The following is a 19,571-nucleotide window of genomic DNA, read 5'->3' on the forward strand; positions in this document are numbered from 1 at the left end:
TTAATTCCTCCTGTTAAGTACGATTAATGTTTAGCATGTAACAAAGCGAACGCGAGCGAATATAGCTTCGCTTCGGCAGTATCGGCACGACTTGTCAATACAACAGGGGCAGATGCGCCGACGACAATCGCCGCTACGCTCGCCTCTGCGAAATACATGATTGATTTATAAAGGACGTTGCCGACCTCTATGTAAGGTACGACTAATAAATCGGCTTGACCGGCAACTTCACTGTTGATTCCTTTTTGCTTTGCTGCGACCATGTCGACAGCGTTGTCGAGCGCGAGAGGTCCATCTACGACACAGCCCTTGATTTGTCCACGTCGATTCATTTGGCTAAGTAGTGCCGCATCGAGAGTCGCATTCATTTGTGGATTGACTACCTCGACTGCTCCAATGGCTGCGACTTTCGGCGATTCGTAACCGATGTCATGCATCGCTTCTACCGCATTGTGAATAATTTCGACCTTCTCTTCGAGTGTCGGTGCGATATGAATCGCCGCATCCGTCACTCCAATCAACTTTTCACGATTCGGAATTTGGAATAGTGCGATGTGGCTGAGCGTCCGCTTCGTACGGAGTCCAGCTTCACGATTAAGGACGGCTTTCATAAATGTCGATGTCGACACCATCCCCTTCATGAGGACGTCCGCCTCTTTATTTTTCACAGCTAATGCGGCACGTCGCGCAATCTCAACGTCACCTTTCGCATGTAAAATATCGACGGCTAACTTATCGATTCCATGCTGTTCACATAACTTTCGGATGTCTCGAGCTTCACCGAACAAAATGAAGCGTGACAGTCCATGATCCGTAGCGAGTTTTACGGCCCGGATGACTTCTTCGTCCGCTGCCCCCGCAATGGACACGGTACAGCCTTCTAACTCTTTTGCGTTCGTCAGCATCCGTTCAAAATTCATCATTGTCCCCCCTTGCTCTCTACACTATATCATAAGCAAGTTTGTTTCCTAAATTGTAAGCGTTTTATAATGCGGATGACCATGCAAATTAATGCTTACCGTGCATAAATTTTCCTGCAAATTATTGCGTGGTGTCGAGCTTGTTGTATAATGTTCGAATCGAAATCTTCAATCGGCGGGCTGCTTCTGATTTGTTGCCACTTGCCTCTTCAATTGCTCGTTCAATCAAATCGCGTTCATATTTTGCAACGGCCTCGTGAAACGTTCCAGATTCGACCACTTTTTGACTCGTGGAACGATTGGATAACTGCAAATGATGTGGGGCAATCCACTGTTCGGAGCTTGCCATATAAATCATCGCACGACCAATCACATTCTCCAGTTCTCGCACATTCCCTTTCCAATGCTGGCTCTTCAGTAATGTTAAGGCATCTTCGTCAACGCCACGTACACTACGACCGTATTCTTGATTCAGTTTACGGATTATCCGTTCACATAGTGCCTCGAGTTCATTTAATCGCTCACGTAATGGTGGGATATGGATCGGCATCCGATTGATTCGGTAATACAAATCTTCCCGGAATGTTCCGTCTGCTACTTTTTGTTCGAGATCGGCATTCGTTGCGGCAATGATTCGGACATCGATTGGGATTGCCGTCGTCCCTCCGACACGGACAATTTCATTTTCCTGGAGGACACGTAAGAGCTTCACTTGGACATCAAGAGGGAGCTCTCCGATTTCGTCTAGAAAGAGTGATCCGCCATCCGCTTCTTCGAAATATCCGGTTTTCCCGCCTCGTTTAGCTCCACTGAAGGCTCCATCTTCATAACCGAATAGCTCACTTTCAAGAAGGGTAGGTGAAATCGCCGCACAGTTCACGCGAATGAACTTTTTATATTTTCGAGGAGATTCTCCGTGAATGGCATGGGCGAACAGTTCTTTTCCTGTTCCCGATTCTCCGCGAATCAATACCGTCACTGGGGTCACAGCGGCAAGTTTCGCCTGCTCGATGACAAATCGCATGGCGTCACTCGTCGCAATGATATCGGCAAACTGATATTTGGCTTCTAGATTCCGGATGCGTGTTTTTGCCTCCTGCAATTCATCACGTAGGGCACGAATCTGAGATACGTCACGGATGACCCCAACCGAGCCTCGCAACTTTCCTTCAACGATGATCGGTTCTGCATTCACAAGAATATCTCGTCTCGTCGCCCCAATTTGCATCCGAATGTCTCGAACGCCTTGCCCGGTCGATAGTACTTTCAAATGGACGCTTTCCTGCATTCCGATATCTGCCGTCGCTGGTTTGTCGACCACATCTTCTTTTTTGAATCCGGTCAACCGTGTATAAGACGGATTGATCAAAATCGTGTTACCGTGATGATCTGCGACCGATATGGCCTCACTCGTACATTCAATGATGGCCTCGAGCATTTGTTGATTCTGTTTCAATCGTTCGACCACAATCCGAATAAATTCCCCTGGTAAGACGACCGCATCCTTGAAATGATCCTTTAATTGTTCAAACGTTTGATGTTTCCCCGTCGTTTCGATGACAAAATCTAGTGTCGCATCCGCATACTGTTTCCAATCGTCCGCCACAGATATGCCATAACTTTTAGCAAGGGCTATTCCTTCTGCAGATGTATCAGAATCTACGACCGCTACAATCGTTGCAAGCGGCGAATCCATCAGCATATGAAGGACTTCGGTCCCCCCTTTTCCTGCCCCCACAATCATCAATCGTTTATTCATACATATTCCCCCATCATCATTCTTCTCTATTTCATGCTACTGAATCCGCACCTGATTCGCAAGCTGCCCAAAATAGACCGTGTCGAACAGATCGATTTCTGTTAAAATAATGTATGGTAAAGGAGGAGATTGCATGCGTTTTATCGCGCTTCTAATCTTAATCGTCCCTGGGTTATTAGGTGTTTACGGAATCAAATTGCTACGTGATAGCTTCTTTTTGAAGACGAGCGCACCGTTTTCATGGTTCGATTCACTCGCTGCCGCCTCCATGTTGCAGGGGACCTTTGGGCTTCTGCTCGCCATGGGCGGGATCGGATTTGTAGCCGGCTATATTTTTAACCGCGACAAAAAAACAGGAAAAGTACAACGCCTCGACTCATAAGCACACAAAAAAAGGTTCCCTAACTTGACTTCATTTCAAGTGCGGAACCTTTTATTCATATTGAATTGTGATCACTACGGATGATCTCCTTTCAAACTACGTTACTTACTTTGACATGAAATCCAACGTCTTCTTAATGAAGAAGTATGAAAGAACTTTAGTAACTGCCGTCTTGCGTGAACGGAATCTTACCATTCGAGTTACTAACTGATTTACTTATCGGATCATGTCGAACCATCCATCGTGAAGTCGAACGCTTGCCATAAACTGTTCAACGGTTGACAACACTCCTTTTGGTTAACTGAACGATTGTTTTTTCCTATATCAACCCCTAGCTTCGAGTTGATGATAGAATCGCCTCGCGAATGAGCGACTGTCGCGACCTCACGTCGGGACATTAACGACTTGAGGTGTCGTTCCCACCTCTGAGCTATAATCGGATAGCGAACCGAGATGATTTGGTTTCTTCAAACGTTGCTCCGGAACAAGTTTGAAAAGCGTTCATCTGACGCTTGTCCAAGTAACTTGGTACATCTTTATTATAACAAAGGCCCACCATTTTGCAAGCGCTTTCTTTCATAAAGTAAATAAATCTTAAAGTAATTGTTTCATTAAAAAAGACTAAGTCCCATCACGACTTAGTCCTCATGAAATGATTCAATTATTCTTAAACGATACATACGTGACGAAGTACGAGATAAACTCCGAGTTTTTCGGGCTTCGCTCACGCTCCGGTCGCCCTTCGAACATCTCATGATCGCGCATGCCGTTCTCCCATGCCGTCTTGATTGCATGACGCATTGCTCGTTCTACACGAGAAGATGTCGTCTCATGCTCTTTTGCGACCATCGGATATAATTCTTTCGTGATGAGACCGAGCAAATCTTGGCGTTCTCGCACGTAAATGACAGCTTGACGGATATACTTGAACCCTTTGATTCGCGGAGAGATTCCGAGTTGCTGAAGCAGGAGTGAGATTTCAATTTCTTCTGGCGTCATTCCGTCGAATTCTCGATTTGTTCCTTCTGACAATTCACGAATTTTCGTTAATAACTGTTGAATATTGAACGGTTTGACGAGAAAATAAGAGGCCCCGAGTTGCACGGCCTGTTTCGTCACTTCATCTTTTCCAAACGCGCTCAACATGATCACTTCCGGTTTGTCATCACCTAATTCTTCATTTAGGCGTTGCAATACTCCGATTCCATCCAAATGCGGCATGATAATATCGAGTAAGAGTACATCCGGTTGGTGTGTCTTGACGACATCCAAGCATGTTTCTCCATCGTGTGCCGTACCTACGACACGAAGATCAGGCTCAGATTCTAATTGTCGGCTCAACAAATCGACGATTTCTCGATTGTCGTCCGCAATACATAATGTAATCACTTATGACACTCCTTTGATGAACTTCTGTTTTACTTGTTGTGACATCTCAAGTAATTCTTCGACGTGTTGCTTCGTCAAGTCTGTCATTTGAGCGCCAGCAATCATGCGACCCAATTCGTCGATTCGACTTTCACGGTCGAGGGACGTCACATTTGTTTTCGTCCGTTCATTCGTTTCGGTTTTCGTAATGTAAAGATGTTGGTCTGCCATCGCAGCAACTTGTGCCAAGTGCGTGATACAGAGGACTTGAGAGCCGACAGAAAGTCGGAAGATCTTTTCACCCATCGCCTGCGCGACACGTCCAGAGACCCCTGTGTCGACCTCGTCAAAAATAATGGAGGCCACTCCAACCGTTCTTGAAAAGATTGATTTGAGTGCGAGCATGACACGGGAAAGTTCTCCTCCTGAAGCGACTTTTGCGAGCGGTTTGAACGGTTCTCCAACGTTCGTCATCATGTAAAACTCTACGTCATCTAAACCATCTTGTTTAAGCGATGTAGTTTTAAAACGGACCTCGAACGCTGTTTTTTCCATATATAGTTCTTTCAACTCTCGATGAATCGCATGCTGAAGCGACTCCGCAGCCATCTTACGCGCTGAAGACAGTCTCATGCCAGCTTCTCTTGCAATTTGCTCTAATCGAATGAGTTCATCTGAGAGCGTTTGTAAATGCTCTTCACGGTTCGTCATCGACTTCAATTCATCCGACACTTGTTCGCCGTAGGTGATGACTTCTTCGATGGTCGTCCCATACTTTCGTTTCAATTGCTGGAAAAGAGCCAATCGTGACTCAATCTCATCCAATCGAATCGGGTCAAATTCGAGCGAATCTAACTGGTCCCGGAGTTGAAACTTTGCATCCTCCAACAAATAATAAGCGTTAGAGATTGTCTCCGATACAGATGTCAAAGACGAAGAGAGCTGTGACGCCTCTTCCATCTCGCGCATCGCCACTCCGATTTGATCGAGTCCATTTGACTCCTCGGCAACCGCCTCATAGGAGAGACGAATGTGTTGATGAATGCGTTCAAAGTTGGCCAATTCATCCCGTTCTTCTGTCAACGCCTGTTCTTCCCCAACTTTTAATTCAGCCGCTTCGATTTCTTTCGTTTGAAACGACAAAAGATCCATTCGTTGAGCAAGCTCCTGCTCACTTTGACTAAGACGCTTCAATTCATCGGCGACTTGTTTCCAGGCCGCAAATGCCGTTTGATATTCCTCGACTAACGGACTGATTTCTTTTTCGGCGAAATGGTCTAATATGCCAAGGTGAAATTCCGCATCCATTAAATGTTGATGTTCATGTTGACCGTGAATATCGACCAGGAGCCGTCCGAACTCCCGTAACGTCGAGAGCGGCATCATTTTCCCGTTCACACGACAGACGCTCTTCCCGCTACTATGTAGGTCTCGACGTAAGATGACTGTCCCATCTTCAACATCGATGCCATATTGTTCGGCCGCTTCGATGACCGGGTGATCCGGTTCAATCATGAACAGACCTTCGATTTCAGCTTTATCTTGACCATATCGCACGAACTCACTTGAGCCACGTCCTCCAACAAGCAATCCAATCGCATCCAACAAGATCGATTTACCGGCACCTGTCTCACCCGTGAGCACAGTCATACCTCGATTAAACGGAATGTTTAATTCGTCAATAATCGCAAACTGTTTGATTGATAGTTCTGCTAACATACGTACGTTCACCTCATAACATTCCGAGTAGTCGATCGATGATTTGCTTCGCCTTCTCTTCGTCGCGTGCAATCATTAAAATCGTATCATCTCCACACACCGTCCCAATCAATTCATCCCATGATAGATGATCAATCAAGACGCCGATTGCATCAGCATTTCCCGGGAGCACTTTCATGACGACCAAATTTTGTGCAGAATCGACCGAGACGAAGCTGTCACTAAGGATTCGCTTCATTTTCCCGTATGGATTAAAGCGTTGATCGGCAGGCAGACTATACTTATATCGTCCATCGTTCAATGGGACTTTGACCAGATGTAACTCTTTAATATCCCGAGACACGGTTGCCTGTGTGACTGGGTACCCCGAGCGACGTAGCTCATCCACCAACTCATCTTGCGTCTCGATTTCTCGATTCGTCACGATGTCTCGAATTTTAATCAATCGCTGTCCTTTGTTCATAAGCGCTGACACCTCATTTTTCGTTTCACATACACATTATCATTCTAAAGTATTGTCGAAAAAAGGTCTAGCATTCCAGGTGGGATTTCCACCATTCCCCATCTAGTAGACGAGTAAAGGAAAAAGCTACAGACAACGAGGTCTGTAGCATCATTTTATCCCTTCAGTTTGGCATGGGCCGCATTTACGACCTCTTCGACTTGTAGCGATGGCGAGACGCCACCTACTCCCGTATACCGAGCGAAGAGAAGAAACTCGATGTTCCCATCCCCTCCAGTGATCGGAGAGTAATCCAGCGCTTCGACAAAGAAGCCTTCCGATGCGAAGTATCGGACCATATCGCTTGCGACTCGTTCATGGACGTTACGGTCCCGAACAATTCCTTTTTTCCCGACATCGGCCTTCCCTGCTTCAAATTGAGGTTTGACGAGCGCCATGACGACACCGTCTTGCTTCAAGATTTGTTTCAGCGGCGGCACCATCAGACGAAGCGAGATAAAGGAGACGTCAATCGTTGCGAAATCTGGTTGAATCGGGAACTGATCGGCCGTCGCGTGGCGGAAGTTCATCCGCTCCATGACGACGACGCGATCATCGCTCCGTAGTTTCCAGGCAAGCTGATTATAGCCGACATCGACCGCGTACATTTGAGTCGCGCCGTTTTGAAGCGCACAGTCCGTGAACCCACCCGTCGATGAGCCGATGTCGATTCCGACTCGTCCAAAGACATCGAGCGGGAAGACGTCGAGCGCTTTCTCGAGTTTCAAGCCGCCACGTCCAACATAAGGAAGAACTTGACCCTTCACTTCGAGAGGGATATCATCAAACACTTTATCGCCCGCCTTGTCTAGACGTTCTGTCCCACTATAGACGAGACCGGCCATGACCGACCGTTTTGCCTTTTCCCGTGTTTCAGCAAGTCCACGTTCGACGAGCAATACATCTAATCTAGTTTTCTTTCTTTTTTCCATAATCCCTCACACATTCTGTCGATTTGTCTCCATGACGAACCGTTCAATCGATTCCGCCATTTGGGCAGGTCGCAGTCCAATCTCTTCTAGGAGCTGGTTGACACCGCCATGCTCGATATATCGATCCGGAATACCGAGACGTTGAATCCGTGGAAACGCTCCGGCTTCATTCGCGTGTTCAAGCACGCTACTTCCAAAGCCACCGGCGAGAGCAGCCTCTTCTAATGTCACGAGCGGAATCCCCTCTGCATAAAGTGAAGTCAGCATCGCATCATCGAGCGGCTTGATGCTACGACAGTTAATGACGCGCACACTGAGCTTACCTTCTAATAGTGCTCGGACTTCGAGGGCGTCTTGCACTTGAGGACCGAACGTCAAGATAGCGACATCTGTCCCTTCTGCCTCGACTTCCCAATCATCGAGTGAAATTACTTGAAGCGTCTCACTCATCGGAACACCGATCCCTTCGCCACGCGGGAAACGAATCGCAATCGGTCCACCATCGTAACGGAGTGCAGAATAAACGAGTTGTTGTAATTCTTCTTCATCTTTTGCCATCAAGATTCGAATGTTTGGCACGTGACGCATGAAGGCGATATCGAACACACCTTGGTGCGTCTCTCCATCCGCTCCGACAAGTCCAGATCGGTCAATCGTGAACACGACGTTCAAGTTTTGACGACAAATGTCATGGACTAGTTGATCATACGCGCGTTGGAAGAAGGTCGAATAAATCGAGACGACCGGTTTCAACCCTTGCGTCGCCTGTCCCCCAGCGAGGGTGACCGCATGTTGCTCGGCAATTCCGACATCAAACATACGCTCCGGGAATTTCTTCGTAAAGCAATCGAGTTTCGAACCGACACTCATCGCTGGTGTGATCAACGTCACCCGTTCGTCTGACTCAGCCACTTTCGTGATCGTCTCCGCGACGACTTTCGAATAGCTTGGTCCTTTCGGTTTGCCTTTGATGACTTCACCAGATTCAATTTTATAAGGTCCAAGACCGTGCCATGTTCCGACACCGTCCAATTCGGCCGGACGATATCCCTTCCCTTTTTTCGTAATGACGTGGACGAGAACCGGACCGTCGATTTTCTTCGCGTACTCAAGCGTTTCGAGCAAGTCTTTCAAATCATGCCCATCTGTCGGCCCAAAGTAAGTGAAGCCAAGTTCTTCAAAGAACGTTCCCGGAATGAGAGCAGATTTTAAGAGGTCCTTCATCCGTTCCCCGCTCCGTTCAAGTGAACTCCCGACGAGCGGGATGTGTTTGATGAGTGACTCCATTTCTTCTCGAGCATGCTTCAACTTGCGCGATGCCCGGATACGACCAAGCATATTATGCATCGCTCCTACGTTCGGCGCAATCGACATCTCGTTATCATTTAGAATGACAATCACGTTCTGTTTCTCGGCACCGATGTGATTGAGGGCTTCAAGTGCCATCCCCCCAGTCAAAGCACCGTCACCGATGATGGCGATGGCACGATCGTTGGCGCGCCCTTTCAATTCATTCGCAATCGCAATCCCCATGGCTGCAGAGAGAGAAGTCGAACTGTGCCCTGTTTCCCACACATCATGCTCGCTCTCACAACGTTTCGGGAAACCACATAACCCATTGTATTGTCGGAGAGTATCAAACTGGTTCGTACGTCCTGTCAAAATTTTATGAACGTATGCTTGATGACCGACGTCCCATACGAGTTGGTCTTTCGGACTGTCAAATACACGGTGCAAGGCAAGCGTCAACTCTACAACTCCCAAGTTTGGCGCCAAATGCCCTCCCGTCACTGCCAATTTTTCAATCAAGAATCGTCTAATGTCTGAACCGAGCGATTCGAGCTCTGATACAGACATCCGTTTCAGGAACGACGGGTCTTGAATGGATGTCAAGTCCATAATGACCATCCTTTCTCCTCACATTTTACTGATTCGTACCTTACATTTTACAAGAATGTGACGGCATATGCCACACATTCCCCAAAACAAAGGTGACACGATGTGCTCATCGTGTCACCGAGGTCAATGATTTCGTTTCACTACAAATGATAGCATCTCAAGAAGTAACGGCGCTGGAACTGAAAGTGATTCAATTGCAGCGTGTGCCGCTCCCACTTCTTGCTCAAGAGCTTGCTTCGCTCCCTCTAAGCCGAGAAGCTTCGGATAAGTCGTCTTGTCATTCAATTCATCTGAGCCGACGCGTTTTCCGATTGCTTGTTCATCTCCGACGACATCGAGGATATCGTCTTGAATCTGAAAAGCGATGCCAAAATGACGTCCGAACTGTTTGAGGTGCATCCGATCTTCCACCGATGCCCCTGCCAAAATCGCACCGGCTTCAAGTGCATAGACGAGTAGCGCACCTGTCTTCCGTTCATGAATGGATTGGAGCTCTTCAAGTGTGACGTTGTTCCGCTTTTCAGCCAGCATATCATCCAACTGCCCACCGACCATACCTGAGCTACCGGCCGCCAATCCGAAAATACGAATAATCTCGACGACATCTAGCGCAGGGAGTGGCATCTGTGTGAGAATACGGAATGCGTCCGTCAATAAGGCGTCCCCAGCCAAAATAGCGGTCGCTTCATCAAACTGACGATGATTGGTCGGTCGTCCACGACGAAGATCGTCATCATCCATGGCCGGCAAATCATCATGGATGAGTGAGTATGTATGAACCATCTCTAAACTCGCCGCCACCTCTCGTCCTCGCTCGAGTGACATGCTATACGTTTCAAGGACGGCATAGACGAGAGCAGGACGAATGCGTTTCCCGCCAGCCTCTAAAGAATACGTCATTGCGTCTCGTAATCGTTTCGGCATCTCACTCGACTCAATGAGTTCCTGCATCGCCAGTTCGACGGTCCGTTTCCACTTGTTCAAGTCATCGGTACGGTTCATGCGGATCCTCCTTTTTCACGAAGCGTCCCATCAAGTTCTAAAATTTCATCCATTTTTTTCTCGGCGGCAGAGAGTTTTGTCTGGCACAACGCAGACAAGCGGACACCTTCCTCATATAGGGTCATCGCTTCCTCTAACGGGACATCACCGCTCTCGAGTTGCGCGACGATCTGTTCGAGGCGCTCGAGCGCCGCCTCAAATGTCTGTTCTTTCTTCGTCACCGACAATCCTCTCCTTCACCTCAGCGATCGCATGACCATCCCGAAAACGAATCGAGATATCACCGTCACGTAATTGTTTCACGTTCTGCACATAGGCCCCATCTTGTTCAATGAACGTATATCCACGTGACAAGACGGCGAGCGGACTGACTGCATGCAACCGTCCAACCTGTTGTGCAAATTGTAGCGTTGCTTGTTCTAATGGTCTCGTTCGACGGAGTCGCTCGACCATATGATTGACTTCTTCCCCTTGCTTGGACAACGTTTTTGAAAATCGCTTTACATCTAGCTGCTGTGACAACTGACGGAGCTGATGAGTGGCTTGGGTGAGATGTCTCCTCATCCCTTGCTCGAGACGGATTTCTGACTGGGCGAATCGTCCCCGTTTTTGAGAAATCGTGTACCTCGGCGATTTTAATCCATAGCTATTGATCATCCGTTCCACACGGGTTCGCGAATCATCCAATTGCTCTCTGACGGCTTTGTGCAGATGGTTATCCAAACGTTCTACATCTTTTCGCTGCGCATCAATCATCGCGGTAGCGAGTTCAGCCGCCGCTGTCGGAGTCGCAGCTCGAACATCGGCGACGAAATCAGAAAGCGTAAAGTCTGTCTCGTGACCGACAGCAGAAATGATGGGAATCGTGGACGCATAGATTGCCTCCACCACAACATCTTCATTAAATGCCCAAAGCTCCTCGATGGAACCGCCACCGCGACCGACGATGAGTACATCACAATCGGTGCGTTCGTTCATCCAGCGAATGGCCGACGCGACTTGTGGAGCCGCCATTTCTCCCTGTACAGCTACAGGTGCGAACGTGATCGCCACATGTGGCGCACGACGACGAAGTGTGGTCGCGATATCGTGTAGCGCCGCTCCTTTTGGAGACGTCACGATCCCAACGCGCTCTGGAAACATCGGGAGCGGGTGCTTCCGCTCCTCGTCGAACCAGCCCATCTCCTCTAGTTCACGCTTTCTCGCCTCATATCGCTCAAACAATAGACCGATTCCGTCTTGTCGCATCAATTCGACGTACAGTTGTACATCTCCCGTCGCTTCATACATCGTCACCTTTGATACGGCGATGACTTTCATTCCATCTTTCGGTTCGAATTGAAGTTGTTTGGCATCGCGAGAAAACATGACGGCTTTCATCCGAGACGCGTCATCTTTCAACGTGAAATAACAATGACCGGATGAATAACGTTTGAAATTTGAGATTTCACCGATGACCGCGACTTGTCGAAGCAAGACATCATCATCAAGTTGTCGCTTCACATATCGAACAACTTCAGAAACCGGGAGTGGATTAGCCACGTGATGCAACCTCGACCGTATTATGCATGAGCATCGTGATGGTCATCGGACCGACACCACCCGGAACTGGGGTGATGGCACTCGCCTTTTCCTTAACAGCTTCATAGTCCACGTCACCGACTAGACGACCTTCGACCCGATTGACTCCGACATCGATGACAAGCGCGCCCGGTTTGACCATGTCTGCTGTGACTAAACCAGCACGACCCACCGCGACAATCAAAATATCCGCTTGTCGCGTCATCTCACCGAGGTCAGCTGTTTTCGAATGACAATACGTGACCGTTGCTGATTCATTCAAGAACAACATGCCTACCGGTTTACCGACAATCTGACTACGACCGACGACGACAACGTGCTTTCCGGCAATCTCGGTTTGTGTTTTTGCGAGATGTAAGATACCGTGCGGCGTGCACGGAAGTAACGTATCGAGACCGAGCATCATCTTCCCGACATTCTCAGGATGAAAGCCATCGACGTCCTTTTCAGGGGAGATACGCATGATGACTCGTGATTCGTCGATGTGTTTCGGCAAAGGAAGTTGCACGAGAATCCCATGAACTTCCTCATCCGCATTCATCAAATCAATCAAGTCGAGCAATTCCTTCTCGCTAATCGTCTCATCAAAACGGAGGACTTGTGAATCGATTCCGATTTCTTCTGCCGCCCGTTCCTTCCCGCGTACATAGCTATGACTCGCTGGGTCATCCCCAATCAACACTACTTTTAATTTCGGTACGATGCCACGTGCGCGAAGTTCCGCCACACGCTCTTTTAACGTTTCTCGATATGATGCTGCCACTTGTTTCCCGTCGATCACTACTGCCATCTCTCTCATCCCCCGTTGTCTTTAGGTTTTTCTGTAGTTGGTCTGGTGTCTTATCTCTATTTTTTAGTCTTCTTTAATGATATTTCCGAGTACGCCATTCACGAGTTTGCCGGCTTCTTCGTCCGCGAACGATTTCGCGAGTTCGACCGCCTCGTTAATAGTGACGTTCTCTGGAATCGTCTCGACGTATAACAATTCGAACGTTGCCATTCGAAGAATCGTACGCTCGACGTTTCCTAGGCGATCCAAGCGCCAGTTTTTCAAGTTTTCAACTAGTAATGCGTCGATATCTTCAATATGTTCTAGCGTCCCTGTGACGAGTTGTTCGTAAAACGGATCAGACTCTTCTCCATCTAATGCGAACTCGATTGCTTCGTCCACCTCTAATTTAGATACTTCGATTTGAAAAAGCGTTTGAATCGCTTTCTCTCGTGCTTCATGACGTTTCATTCAGTTACTCTCCTTTTACATGCTTTCATTGTGATAGTTTAGCATAAAGCACTCATAAATTCAGTACAAAAAACCAGGAAACCGAAATAATGTTCGGGCTTCCTGGTTCATGTTATTTTGCCAATGACATTTCTTTTTCAACGAATTTCGTATCGAACGTCCCGATGCGGAACTGCTCATGTGCCATGACTTGTTGATGGAATGGAATCGTCGTTTTAATCCCCGAAACCGTAAACTCATCCAAAGCACGCAACATTTTCAGAATGGCCTCATCACGCGTTGGCGCATGGACAATCAATTTCGCAACCATCGAGTCATAGAACGGCGGAATCATCGCTCCTGCATAGAGTCCACTATCGACACGGACACCCATACCGCCTGGAACAATATATTGGTCAATCTTCCCTGCCATCGGACGGAAGTCCATAAATGGGTCCTCCGCGTTGATTCGACACTCGATGGAATGTCCTGAGAACGTAATGTCCTCTTGTGAGATGGCAAGCGGATGTCCGAGCGCCACTTCAAGCTGCGCTTGAACGAGATCGAATCCTGTGATCATCTCGGTGACGGGATGCTCGACTTGGATCCGGGTATTCATCTCCATGAAATAAAACTCGTTTGATTCTGGAACGTAAATGAACTCGATGGTCCCCGCTCCCGAGTACTGAATGGCTTTTGCCGCTTTGACGGCCGCATCCCCCATCAATTGACGTGTCGTTTCATCAATCGCAGGTGATGGCGCCTCTTCGACTAGTTTTTGCATGCGACGTTGGATCGTACAATCACGTTCACCTAAGTGAATGACATTGCCGAATTGATCAGCGAGAACCTGCACTTCGACATGACGGAACGACTCGATGAACTTCTCAAGATACACGTCACCATTCCCAAACGCCTGCTTCGCTTCTTTACGTGTCGCGACCAATCCTGAAACGAGTTCGTGCTCGTCTCGAGCGACGCGAATGCCACGTCCTCCACCGCCGGCTGTCGCCTTGATGATGACCGGATAACCCATCTCACGTGCGAGTTCCATGGCTTCTTCGTCGGTGACGACCCCACTTGAACCCGGAACGACAGGAACACCTGACTCGATCATCGTTCGTTTGGCTTCATCCTTGATTCCCATTTTGCGAATCGCATAGCTGCTCGGGCCGACAAATTGAATCCCGCACGCCTCGCACATCTCGGCGAACTCGGCATTTTCAGCCAAAAAGCCGTAACCGGGATGTACCATCGTCGCATCCACGGCGCAGGCGACTGATAAGATATTAGGGATATTTAAATAGGAGTCCTTCGATGGATTCGGACCGATGCAATAAGCCTCGTCAGCCAGATGAACATGTAACGCTTCACGATCTGCCTCAGAGAAGACAGCGACCGTCGGAATATTCAATTCTTTTGCTGCACGTATGATTCGAACCGCGATTTCCCCGCGGTTAGCAATTAATAATTTCATAACGACCTCACTTCACGCTGAAGAGCGGTTGACCGAATTCGACGAGATCGCCATCGGCGACTAACACCTCTACGATTTCGCCACTGATTTCCGCTTCGACATCGTTAAACAGTTTCATCGCCTCTAGAATACAAACGATTTGTCCTGACTCGACACGATCGCCGACGTTCACGAACGCTTCTTTATCCGGTGCCGGACGTGAATAGAACGTTCCAACCATCGGCGAGGTGATAGTACGATAAGACGCCTTTTCTTGCGTCGGTTCTTCTGTTTGTTCATTTACTTGAGGAGCAGGCGCAGGCGGTGCGAATGCTTGTGTCTGCATGATCGGCGCGCTCACTGTTTGTTGCGCTTCTTTCTTTAATGACAGTTTGAAATCAGATGTTTCAAGCTCCATTTCATGGACTGATGATTGGTCCAATAATTGAATAAGCTCTTTAATTTGATCGATTTGCATCTTTCTTACCCCCTGTTTATACCTGGTACTAATCTCTCCTTCACTATAACTGGTCAGACCAATGAATGCAACGAGAAAAAAAGAGCACCCATTCATTCGAATGAGCACTCGTAAGGATTAACCGTTATAACGACCCATGAACTCTCCAGTACGTGTATCGACTGTCACTTTTTCACCTGGTTCGATGAAAAGTGGCACTTGAATGACGTGTCCTGTTTCCACTGTCGCGTTTTTCTTCACGTTCGAGGCCGTGTCACCTTTTACGCCCGGGTCTGCTTCGACGATCGTCAAGACAACGCTCGTTGGAAGCTCGATTCCAAGAATCTCCCCTTCGTAGTCCGCGATGCTGACTTCCATGTTCTCAAGCAAATATGGAAGTGCTGATTTGACTTGAGCGCTTGTCAATTCAAGTTGCTCGTATGATTCATTGTCCATGAAGACATACGTGTCGCCCATTGGATAGAGATATTGCATGCGTTTACGCTCGATGTGTGCGCGTTCGATTTTCTCTCCGCCACGGAACGTCGTTTCTTGGATTGCCCCGTTACGCAAGTTACGCATTTTCGTACGAACGAATGCCGCGCCTTTACCCGGTTTTACGTGTTGGAACTCGATGACTTGCCAAATCGAACCGTCAGACGTTTTAACCGTCAATCCTGTTTTTAAATCGTTAACTGATACCATGTTGATTTCCTCCTAAATTCAGATGAAGCTTATGCCTCGATCGTAATTAACTCTTTTGGCGACTGTGTCAGACGGTAGCATCCGTCTTCTGTGATGACGACATCGTCTTCAATTCGGCAACCACCGACGCCATTGATGTAAATACCCGGCTCGATCGTCACGACCATACCAGGCTCAAGCACCGTGTCCGAACGGAACGATAATCCTGGGGCCTCATGCACTTCCATTCCGAGACCATGTCCTGTCGAGTGGCCGAAGTACTCGCCATATCCAGCTTCTTTAATGATATCGCGTGTCAACGCATCCGCCTCAATGCCAGTGATTCCGGCTCGTGTGCCTTCTACGCCAGCAAGTTGAGCACGGAGTACCGTATCGTAGATTTGACGCAACTCATCCGAAATCGGACCGATTGCAAGCGTACGCGTGATATCTGAGCAGTACCCTTTATAGTAAGCCCCGAAATCAAGCGTAACCAATTCTCCAGTTTCGATGACTTTATCGCTTGCCACACCGTGCGGTAGCGCCGAACGGAGACCCGAGGCGACAATCATGTCGAACGATGACGAGTCGGCACCTTTTGAACGCATGAACATTTCGAGTTCGTTCGCGACTTCTCTCTCGGTACGACCAGGACGGATGAACGTCTGGATATGGGCGTACGCCGCATCAGCGATTGCCGCAGCTTCCTTCATAATCTTAATCTCTGATTCATCCTTAATCAAGCGCAGTTTTTCTACGATTCCAGACGTTTCAATAAGTTGAGCGTCCACTTCTTTTTCATAAGCACGATATTGCCCCACTGTCATCGCATCCTGCTCAATGCCAAGGCGCTTGATGGATTCACGTGACACGACATCTGCTACCGACTTGATGAGTGACGTATCAAGCTCGATGATGTCATACCCTTTCACTTGATCGTTCGCCTGTTCCGTGTAACGGAAGTCCGTGATAAAACTTGCCGAATTCAACGTGATGACGATGACACCGCTCGATCCTGTGAAACCAGATAAGTAGCGGATATTCTCACGTTTTGTGACGAGCAACGCATCAATTTCGTTTTTTTCTAACTTTGCTTGCAGTTTGTTTACGCGTTCAATCATGTCGATTCCTCCAATGTTCGATTAGTGCATGCATCGCTAACGTATAGCTCGTGAGTCCAAAACCGGTAATGACACCGATACAGACGGCAGCAAGTTTTGACTCATGCCGAAAGGTCTCGCGTGCATGCACGTTCGAGATATGTACTTCAACGACCGGGGCAGCGATAGCGGATATGGCATCCCGGATCGCAATCGATGTATGCGTATAGGCACCCGCATTCAAAATGACACCCTCATAATCAAAAGCGTCATGCAGCGCATCAATTAAATCTCCCTCATGATTCGATTGTTTAAAGGTGAGTTCAACGTCTTCTGGAGCGCGCAGCATCAGTTCTGCCGCCAATCCTTTCAACGACACATCGCCATATACATCCGGTTCACGACGACCCAGTAGATTTAAATTCGGTCCATTTAAAACTAAAATCCGCAACCTTCTTCCCCCTCGTTCGTCAAGTCTTATCTATTGTAACAAATTTATCGAAAGAACGTGAATCGAGCCTTCTGCCCTTTCGTTTTTTTTACAAATCACGGTATAATTCAAGTACAACATTTGAAGAATCGAGGAAAGTGAATGAATTCTAAACCAACCATCCCAGTCGGGGGACAGGCGCTTGTGGAAGGCGTCATGTTTCAAGGCCGCTCTGAAAGCGCATCTGCCATCCGGCGAAAAGATGGCTCGATTGAAACATTCGAGCAAGCGCGCATTCTTGTCCCTTGGGTCCAATCGTTAAAAAAAGTACCGTTCTTGAGAGGGATTGTCGCGCTTTACGAATCGTTAAAGAACGGTTCTGCACATATGAACTTTGCGAGCGATCGATATGATGTCGACCCGAGTGAAGATACGAACACGAGCGAAGACCAAAAACAGAGCATATGGATGATTGCCATCATCGCAATCGTCGGTGTCATCTCATACGTGTTTGGTAAATTGATTTTCAATGTGACGCCTGCACTGCTCGCGGCTATGTTTCAAGACGTGCCTTTATTTTCCGGACATGTGATTCAAAACCTCCTTGAAGGGGGAATAAAATTAGTATTGTTACTCAGCTACCTCTACTTGATATCATTGACGCCACTCATTAAGCGCGTCTTCCAATATCACGGCGCTGAGCATAAAGTCATCAATTGCTATGAGTCCGGGCGTCCGGTCACGGTTGAACAAGTACGCCAAAGCTCGCGATTGCATTATCGCTGTGGCTCGAGTTTCATTTTATTCACCGTCTTCGTCGGGATTGGCGTTTATATGATTGTGCCAATCGACCCGCTCTGGTTGCGACTCGTCAGCCGAATCGCGCTATTGCCGGTCGTCATCGGAATCTCATTTGAAGTCCTTCAGTTTACCAATCGTTTCCGCGACCATCGCTTTCTGTCATTCCTCGGCAAACCGGGCCTGTCGCTCCAATTATTGACGACACGAGAGCCGAATGATGAGCAGATTCAAGTCGCGATTGAAGCATTTGAGACATGGGAACGAAAAGAGTTAGGAGAATCGGTCATTCATAGAGAGGGATAAGAGGAGGAAGCACCATGATCAGACAAAGAGTCGGTTCGATCGCTGCAACAATCGTGTTTATCCTTGGCTTCATCGGGGTCGGGCATATGCTTGCCACCGATCCGGGTCGCCTGTTTAGACAATTGTTGTTCATCGGGATATTCGGGTTAGTCTTTTATGTGATCTATCGCGTCTTCATGGCACCACGTATGTCTGCAGAAGATGCACGCTATCGTAAAACCGCGCAAGCCTCAAAAAAACGAATGCAGGGAAGTCGTGGTCCTCAAGTCAAACCTTCCGCTTCCGCTAAAAACCGGAAAGCGAAGAAACCTGGTTCGAACGTCACCAAGTTATCTAAACGTTCAACCGTACATCGTAGCAATCCTCCACACTTAACAGTGATTGAAGGAAAAAAAGGCAAGAAGAAAAAGAAAGCAAATATGTAAAAGGAGCGCCGCGGCGCTCCTTTTTATGTCGTCTCTACATATCCGATATATGGAAGATTCCGATATTGCTCCGCATAATCGATTCCATATCCGATGACAAACTCATCAGGAATTTCGAACCCGACATAGTCTGCGTCCAATTGAACGAGTCGACGCATCGGCTTGTCGAGAAGCGTACAAATTTTCAACTGTTTCGGTTGATGAAGCTCCATATGTTTACACAAGAATTTCAACGTCTGTCCCGTGTCGATGATGTCCTCGATAATGACGACATACTTTCCTTCCACATCTAAATCCAAGTCCTTCCGAAGCTGCACACTCCCACTCGAGACCGTCTTTTTCCCGTAAGAAGACGTCGCGACCGTATCGAGCTGAACGCTGCCTTTCATGTATCGCATCAAGTCTGCCGCAAAGACCATCGAACCCTTTAACACGGCGACGATCACGATCGGTGTTCCCTCTGCATCGTTCTCAATTTCTTCAGCCAACTCTTTCACACGTGTTTGAATCTGCTGTTCATCAAACAGTTTTCCTTTGATTTGAATCTCCATTTATCCGGCGAATGTTCGCCGTCACCCCCTATCTATTCAATCCACGATTCATCTTAACATAATAATAACTAAAAAATATAC

General features: G+C 47.8%; 21 protein-coding genes. 3 read left to right on the forward strand and 18 right to left on the reverse strand.

Annotated features, from left to right (window positions below):
• Window positions 1-23 precede the first annotated feature (23 nt).
• Window positions 24-920, reverse strand: coding sequence for a phosphate butyryltransferase (gene yqiS, locus KNO73_RS05455; protein ID WP_215112197.1), 897 nt, complete (start codon window positions 918-920; stop codon window positions 24-26).
• A gap of 121 nt (window positions 921-1,041) precedes the next feature.
• On the reverse strand, window positions 1,042-2,679 hold the full coding sequence (locus tag KNO73_RS05460; protein WP_078147100.1) for a sigma 54-interacting transcriptional regulator: 1,638 nt from the start codon (window positions 2,677-2,679) through the stop codon (window positions 1,042-1,044).
• Between the two features lie 133 nt (window positions 2,680-2,812).
• Between KNO73_RS05460 and KNO73_RS05465 the strand changes: the two genes are divergently transcribed.
• Window positions 2,813-3,061, forward strand: a complete 249-nt coding sequence (locus KNO73_RS05465) for a DUF2627 domain-containing protein (protein ID WP_031423346.1) — start codon at window positions 2,813-2,815, stop codon at window positions 3,059-3,061.
• Between the two features lie 657 nt (window positions 3,062-3,718).
• On the opposite strand, the gene spo0A is transcribed toward KNO73_RS05465, so the two are convergent.
• From spo0A to aroQ, 15 genes are all read right to left on the reverse strand, one after another.
• On the reverse strand, window positions 3,719-4,450 hold the full coding sequence (spo0A, locus tag KNO73_RS05470; RefSeq protein ID WP_074036711.1) for a sporulation transcription factor Spo0A: 732 nt from the start codon (window positions 4,448-4,450) through the stop codon (window positions 3,719-3,721).
• A complete protein-coding gene (recN, locus tag KNO73_RS05475) occupies window positions 4,451-6,148 on the reverse strand; it encodes a DNA repair protein RecN (RefSeq protein ID WP_078147102.1) in 1,698 nt (565 codons plus the stop codon). It lies immediately after the preceding gene.
• 13 nt (window positions 6,149-6,161) lie between these two features.
• Window positions 6,162-6,611, reverse strand: a complete 450-nt coding sequence (ahrC, locus tag KNO73_RS05480; RefSeq protein ID WP_012726567.1) for a transcriptional regulator AhrC/ArgR — start codon at window positions 6,609-6,611, stop codon at window positions 6,162-6,164.
• A gap of 155 nt (window positions 6,612-6,766) precedes the next feature.
• The gene (locus KNO73_RS05485; RefSeq protein ID WP_012726568.1) at window positions 6,767-7,582 is read right to left on the reverse strand and encodes a TlyA family RNA methyltransferase; all 816 of its coding nucleotides are present in this window, start codon (window positions 7,580-7,582) and stop codon (window positions 6,767-6,769) included.
• A gap of 6 nt (window positions 7,583-7,588) precedes the next feature.
• The gene (dxs, locus tag KNO73_RS05490; protein ID WP_215112390.1) at window positions 7,589-9,481 is read right to left on the reverse strand and encodes a 1-deoxy-D-xylulose-5-phosphate synthase; all 1,893 of its coding nucleotides are present in this window, start codon (window positions 9,479-9,481) and stop codon (window positions 7,589-7,591) included.
• A 123-nt stretch (window positions 9,482-9,604) separates the two neighbouring features.
• Window positions 9,605-10,483, reverse strand: coding sequence for a polyprenyl synthetase family protein (locus tag KNO73_RS05495; RefSeq protein WP_215112198.1), 879 nt, complete (start codon window positions 10,481-10,483; stop codon window positions 9,605-9,607).
• Window positions 10,480-10,704: an exodeoxyribonuclease VII small subunit gene (xseB, locus tag KNO73_RS05500; protein WP_012726571.1), complete on the reverse strand. Its 225-nt coding sequence runs from the start codon at window positions 10,702-10,704 to the stop codon at window positions 10,480-10,482. Before xseB ends, KNO73_RS05495 begins: the two co-directional genes overlap by 4 nt.
• Window positions 10,679-12,025 (reverse strand): exodeoxyribonuclease VII large subunit, encoded by a 1,347-nt coding sequence (gene xseA, locus KNO73_RS05505; protein WP_214812922.1) that lies wholly within the window; start codon window positions 12,023-12,025, stop codon window positions 10,679-10,681. The genes xseB and xseA overlap by 26 nt, the downstream gene beginning before the upstream one ends.
• The gene (gene folD / locus KNO73_RS05510) at window positions 12,018-12,854 is read right to left on the reverse strand and encodes a bifunctional methylenetetrahydrofolate dehydrogenase/methenyltetrahydrofolate cyclohydrolase FolD (protein WP_031423334.1); all 837 of its coding nucleotides are present in this window, start codon (window positions 12,852-12,854) and stop codon (window positions 12,018-12,020) included. Before folD ends, xseA begins: the two co-directional genes overlap by 8 nt.
• A gap of 63 nt (window positions 12,855-12,917) precedes the next feature.
• Window positions 12,918-13,304 carry a transcription antitermination factor NusB gene (gene nusB, locus KNO73_RS05515; protein ID WP_078147109.1) on the reverse strand — a complete coding sequence of 129 codons (387 nt, stop codon included), beginning with the start codon at window positions 13,302-13,304 and terminating at the stop codon, window positions 12,918-12,920.
• A 112-nt stretch (window positions 13,305-13,416) separates the two neighbouring features.
• Window positions 13,417-14,760: an acetyl-CoA carboxylase biotin carboxylase subunit gene (accC, locus tag KNO73_RS05520; RefSeq protein ID WP_078147110.1), complete on the reverse strand. Its 1,344-nt coding sequence runs from the start codon at window positions 14,758-14,760 to the stop codon at window positions 13,417-13,419.
• Window positions 14,761-14,767: 7 nt separating this feature from the next.
• Entirely contained in the window at window positions 14,768-15,217 is a 450-nt protein-coding gene (gene accB, locus KNO73_RS05525) for an acetyl-CoA carboxylase biotin carboxyl carrier protein (protein ID WP_012726576.1), read from the reverse strand.
• Window positions 15,218-15,334: 117 nt separating this feature from the next.
• Window positions 15,335-15,901, reverse strand: a complete 567-nt coding sequence (gene efp, locus KNO73_RS05530; RefSeq protein WP_012726577.1) for an elongation factor P — start codon at window positions 15,899-15,901, stop codon at window positions 15,335-15,337.
• Between the two features lie 29 nt (window positions 15,902-15,930).
• Entirely contained in the window at window positions 15,931-16,998 is a 1,068-nt protein-coding gene (locus tag KNO73_RS05535) for a M24 family metallopeptidase (protein WP_214687712.1), read from the reverse strand.
• The gene (gene aroQ, locus KNO73_RS05540; RefSeq protein WP_012726579.1) at window positions 16,994-17,431 is read right to left on the reverse strand and encodes a type II 3-dehydroquinate dehydratase; all 438 of its coding nucleotides are present in this window, start codon (window positions 17,429-17,431) and stop codon (window positions 16,994-16,996) included. The genes KNO73_RS05535 and aroQ overlap by 5 nt, the downstream gene beginning before the upstream one ends.
• A 141-nt stretch (window positions 17,432-17,572) precedes the next feature.
• Between aroQ and KNO73_RS05545 the strand changes: the two genes are divergently transcribed.
• Both KNO73_RS05545 and KNO73_RS05550 read left to right on the forward strand, forming a co-directional pair.
• Window positions 17,573-18,514, forward strand: coding sequence for a DUF1385 domain-containing protein (locus KNO73_RS05545; protein ID WP_214686939.1), 942 nt, complete (start codon window positions 17,573-17,575; stop codon window positions 18,512-18,514).
• A 14-nt stretch (window positions 18,515-18,528) separates the two neighbouring features.
• Window positions 18,529-18,939 (forward strand): SA1362 family protein, encoded by a 411-nt coding sequence (locus KNO73_RS05550; protein WP_012726581.1) that lies wholly within the window; start codon window positions 18,529-18,531, stop codon window positions 18,937-18,939.
• A gap of 23 nt (window positions 18,940-18,962) precedes the next feature.
• Here the strand turns inward: KNO73_RS05550 and hpt are convergent, their stop codons facing one another.
• Window positions 18,963-19,490 carry a hypoxanthine phosphoribosyltransferase gene (gene hpt, locus KNO73_RS05555; RefSeq protein WP_078147112.1) on the reverse strand — a complete coding sequence of 176 codons (528 nt, stop codon included), beginning with the start codon at window positions 19,488-19,490 and terminating at the stop codon, window positions 18,963-18,965.
• Window positions 19,491-19,571: the final 81 nt, after the last annotated feature.

Origin of the sequence: Exiguobacterium sp. s83 (genome assembly GCF_018617095.1) — a bacterium.
Lineage (GTDB): Bacteria > Bacillota > Bacilli > Exiguobacteriales > Exiguobacteriaceae > Exiguobacterium > Exiguobacterium profundum.

What these genes read in the sequence shown, in the direction of transcription:
- yqiS (WP_215112197.1), bottom strand. Translation starts at nt 920, where the DNA reads ATGAATTTTGAACGGATGCTGACGAACGCAAAAGAGTTAGAAGGCTGT.
- recN (WP_078147102.1), bottom strand. Translation starts at nt 6,148, where the DNA reads ATGTTAGCAGAACTATCAATCAAACAGTTTGCGATTATTGACGAATTA.
- KNO73_RS05460 (WP_078147100.1), bottom strand. Translation starts at nt 2,679, where the DNA reads ATGAATAAACGATTGATGATTGTGGGGGCAGGAAAAGGGGGGACCGAA.
- accC (WP_078147110.1), bottom strand. Translation starts at nt 14,760, where the DNA reads ATGAAATTATTAATTGCTAACCGCGGGGAAATCGCGGTTCGAATCATA.
- folD (WP_031423334.1), bottom strand. Translation starts at nt 12,854, where the DNA reads ATGGCAGTAGTGATCGACGGGAAACAAGTGGCAGCATCATATCGAGAA.
- KNO73_RS05550 (WP_012726581.1), top strand. Translation starts at nt 18,529, where the DNA reads ATGATCAGACAAAGAGTCGGTTCGATCGCTGCAACAATCGTGTTTATC.
- efp (WP_012726577.1), bottom strand. Translation starts at nt 15,901, where the DNA reads ATGGTATCAGTTAACGATTTAAAAACAGGATTGACGGTTAAAACGTCT.
- KNO73_RS05495 (WP_215112198.1), bottom strand. Translation starts at nt 10,483, where the DNA reads ATGAACCGTACCGATGACTTGAACAAGTGGAAACGGACCGTCGAACTG.
- nusB (WP_078147109.1), bottom strand. Translation starts at nt 13,304, where the DNA reads ATGAAACGTCATGAAGCACGAGAGAAAGCGATTCAAACGCTTTTTCAA.
- KNO73_RS05465 (WP_031423346.1), top strand. Translation starts at nt 2,813, where the DNA reads ATGCGTTTTATCGCGCTTCTAATCTTAATCGTCCCTGGGTTATTAGGT.
- accB (WP_012726576.1), bottom strand. Translation starts at nt 15,217, where the DNA reads ATGCAAATCGATCAAATTAAAGAGCTTATTCAATTATTGGACCAATCA.
- KNO73_RS05545 (WP_214686939.1), top strand. Translation starts at nt 17,573, where the DNA reads ATGAATTCTAAACCAACCATCCCAGTCGGGGGACAGGCGCTTGTGGAA.
- ahrC (WP_012726567.1), bottom strand. Translation starts at nt 6,611, where the DNA reads ATGAACAAAGGACAGCGATTGATTAAAATTCGAGACATCGTGACGAAT.
- dxs (WP_215112390.1), bottom strand. Translation starts at nt 9,481, where the DNA reads ATGGACTTGACATCCATTCAAGACCCGTCGTTCCTGAAACGGATGTCT.
- hpt (WP_078147112.1), bottom strand. Translation starts at nt 19,490, where the DNA reads ATGGAGATTCAAATCAAAGGAAAACTGTTTGATGAACAGCAGATTCAA.
- KNO73_RS05485 (WP_012726568.1), bottom strand. Translation starts at nt 7,582, where the DNA reads ATGGAAAAAAGAAAGAAAACTAGATTAGATGTATTGCTCGTCGAACGT.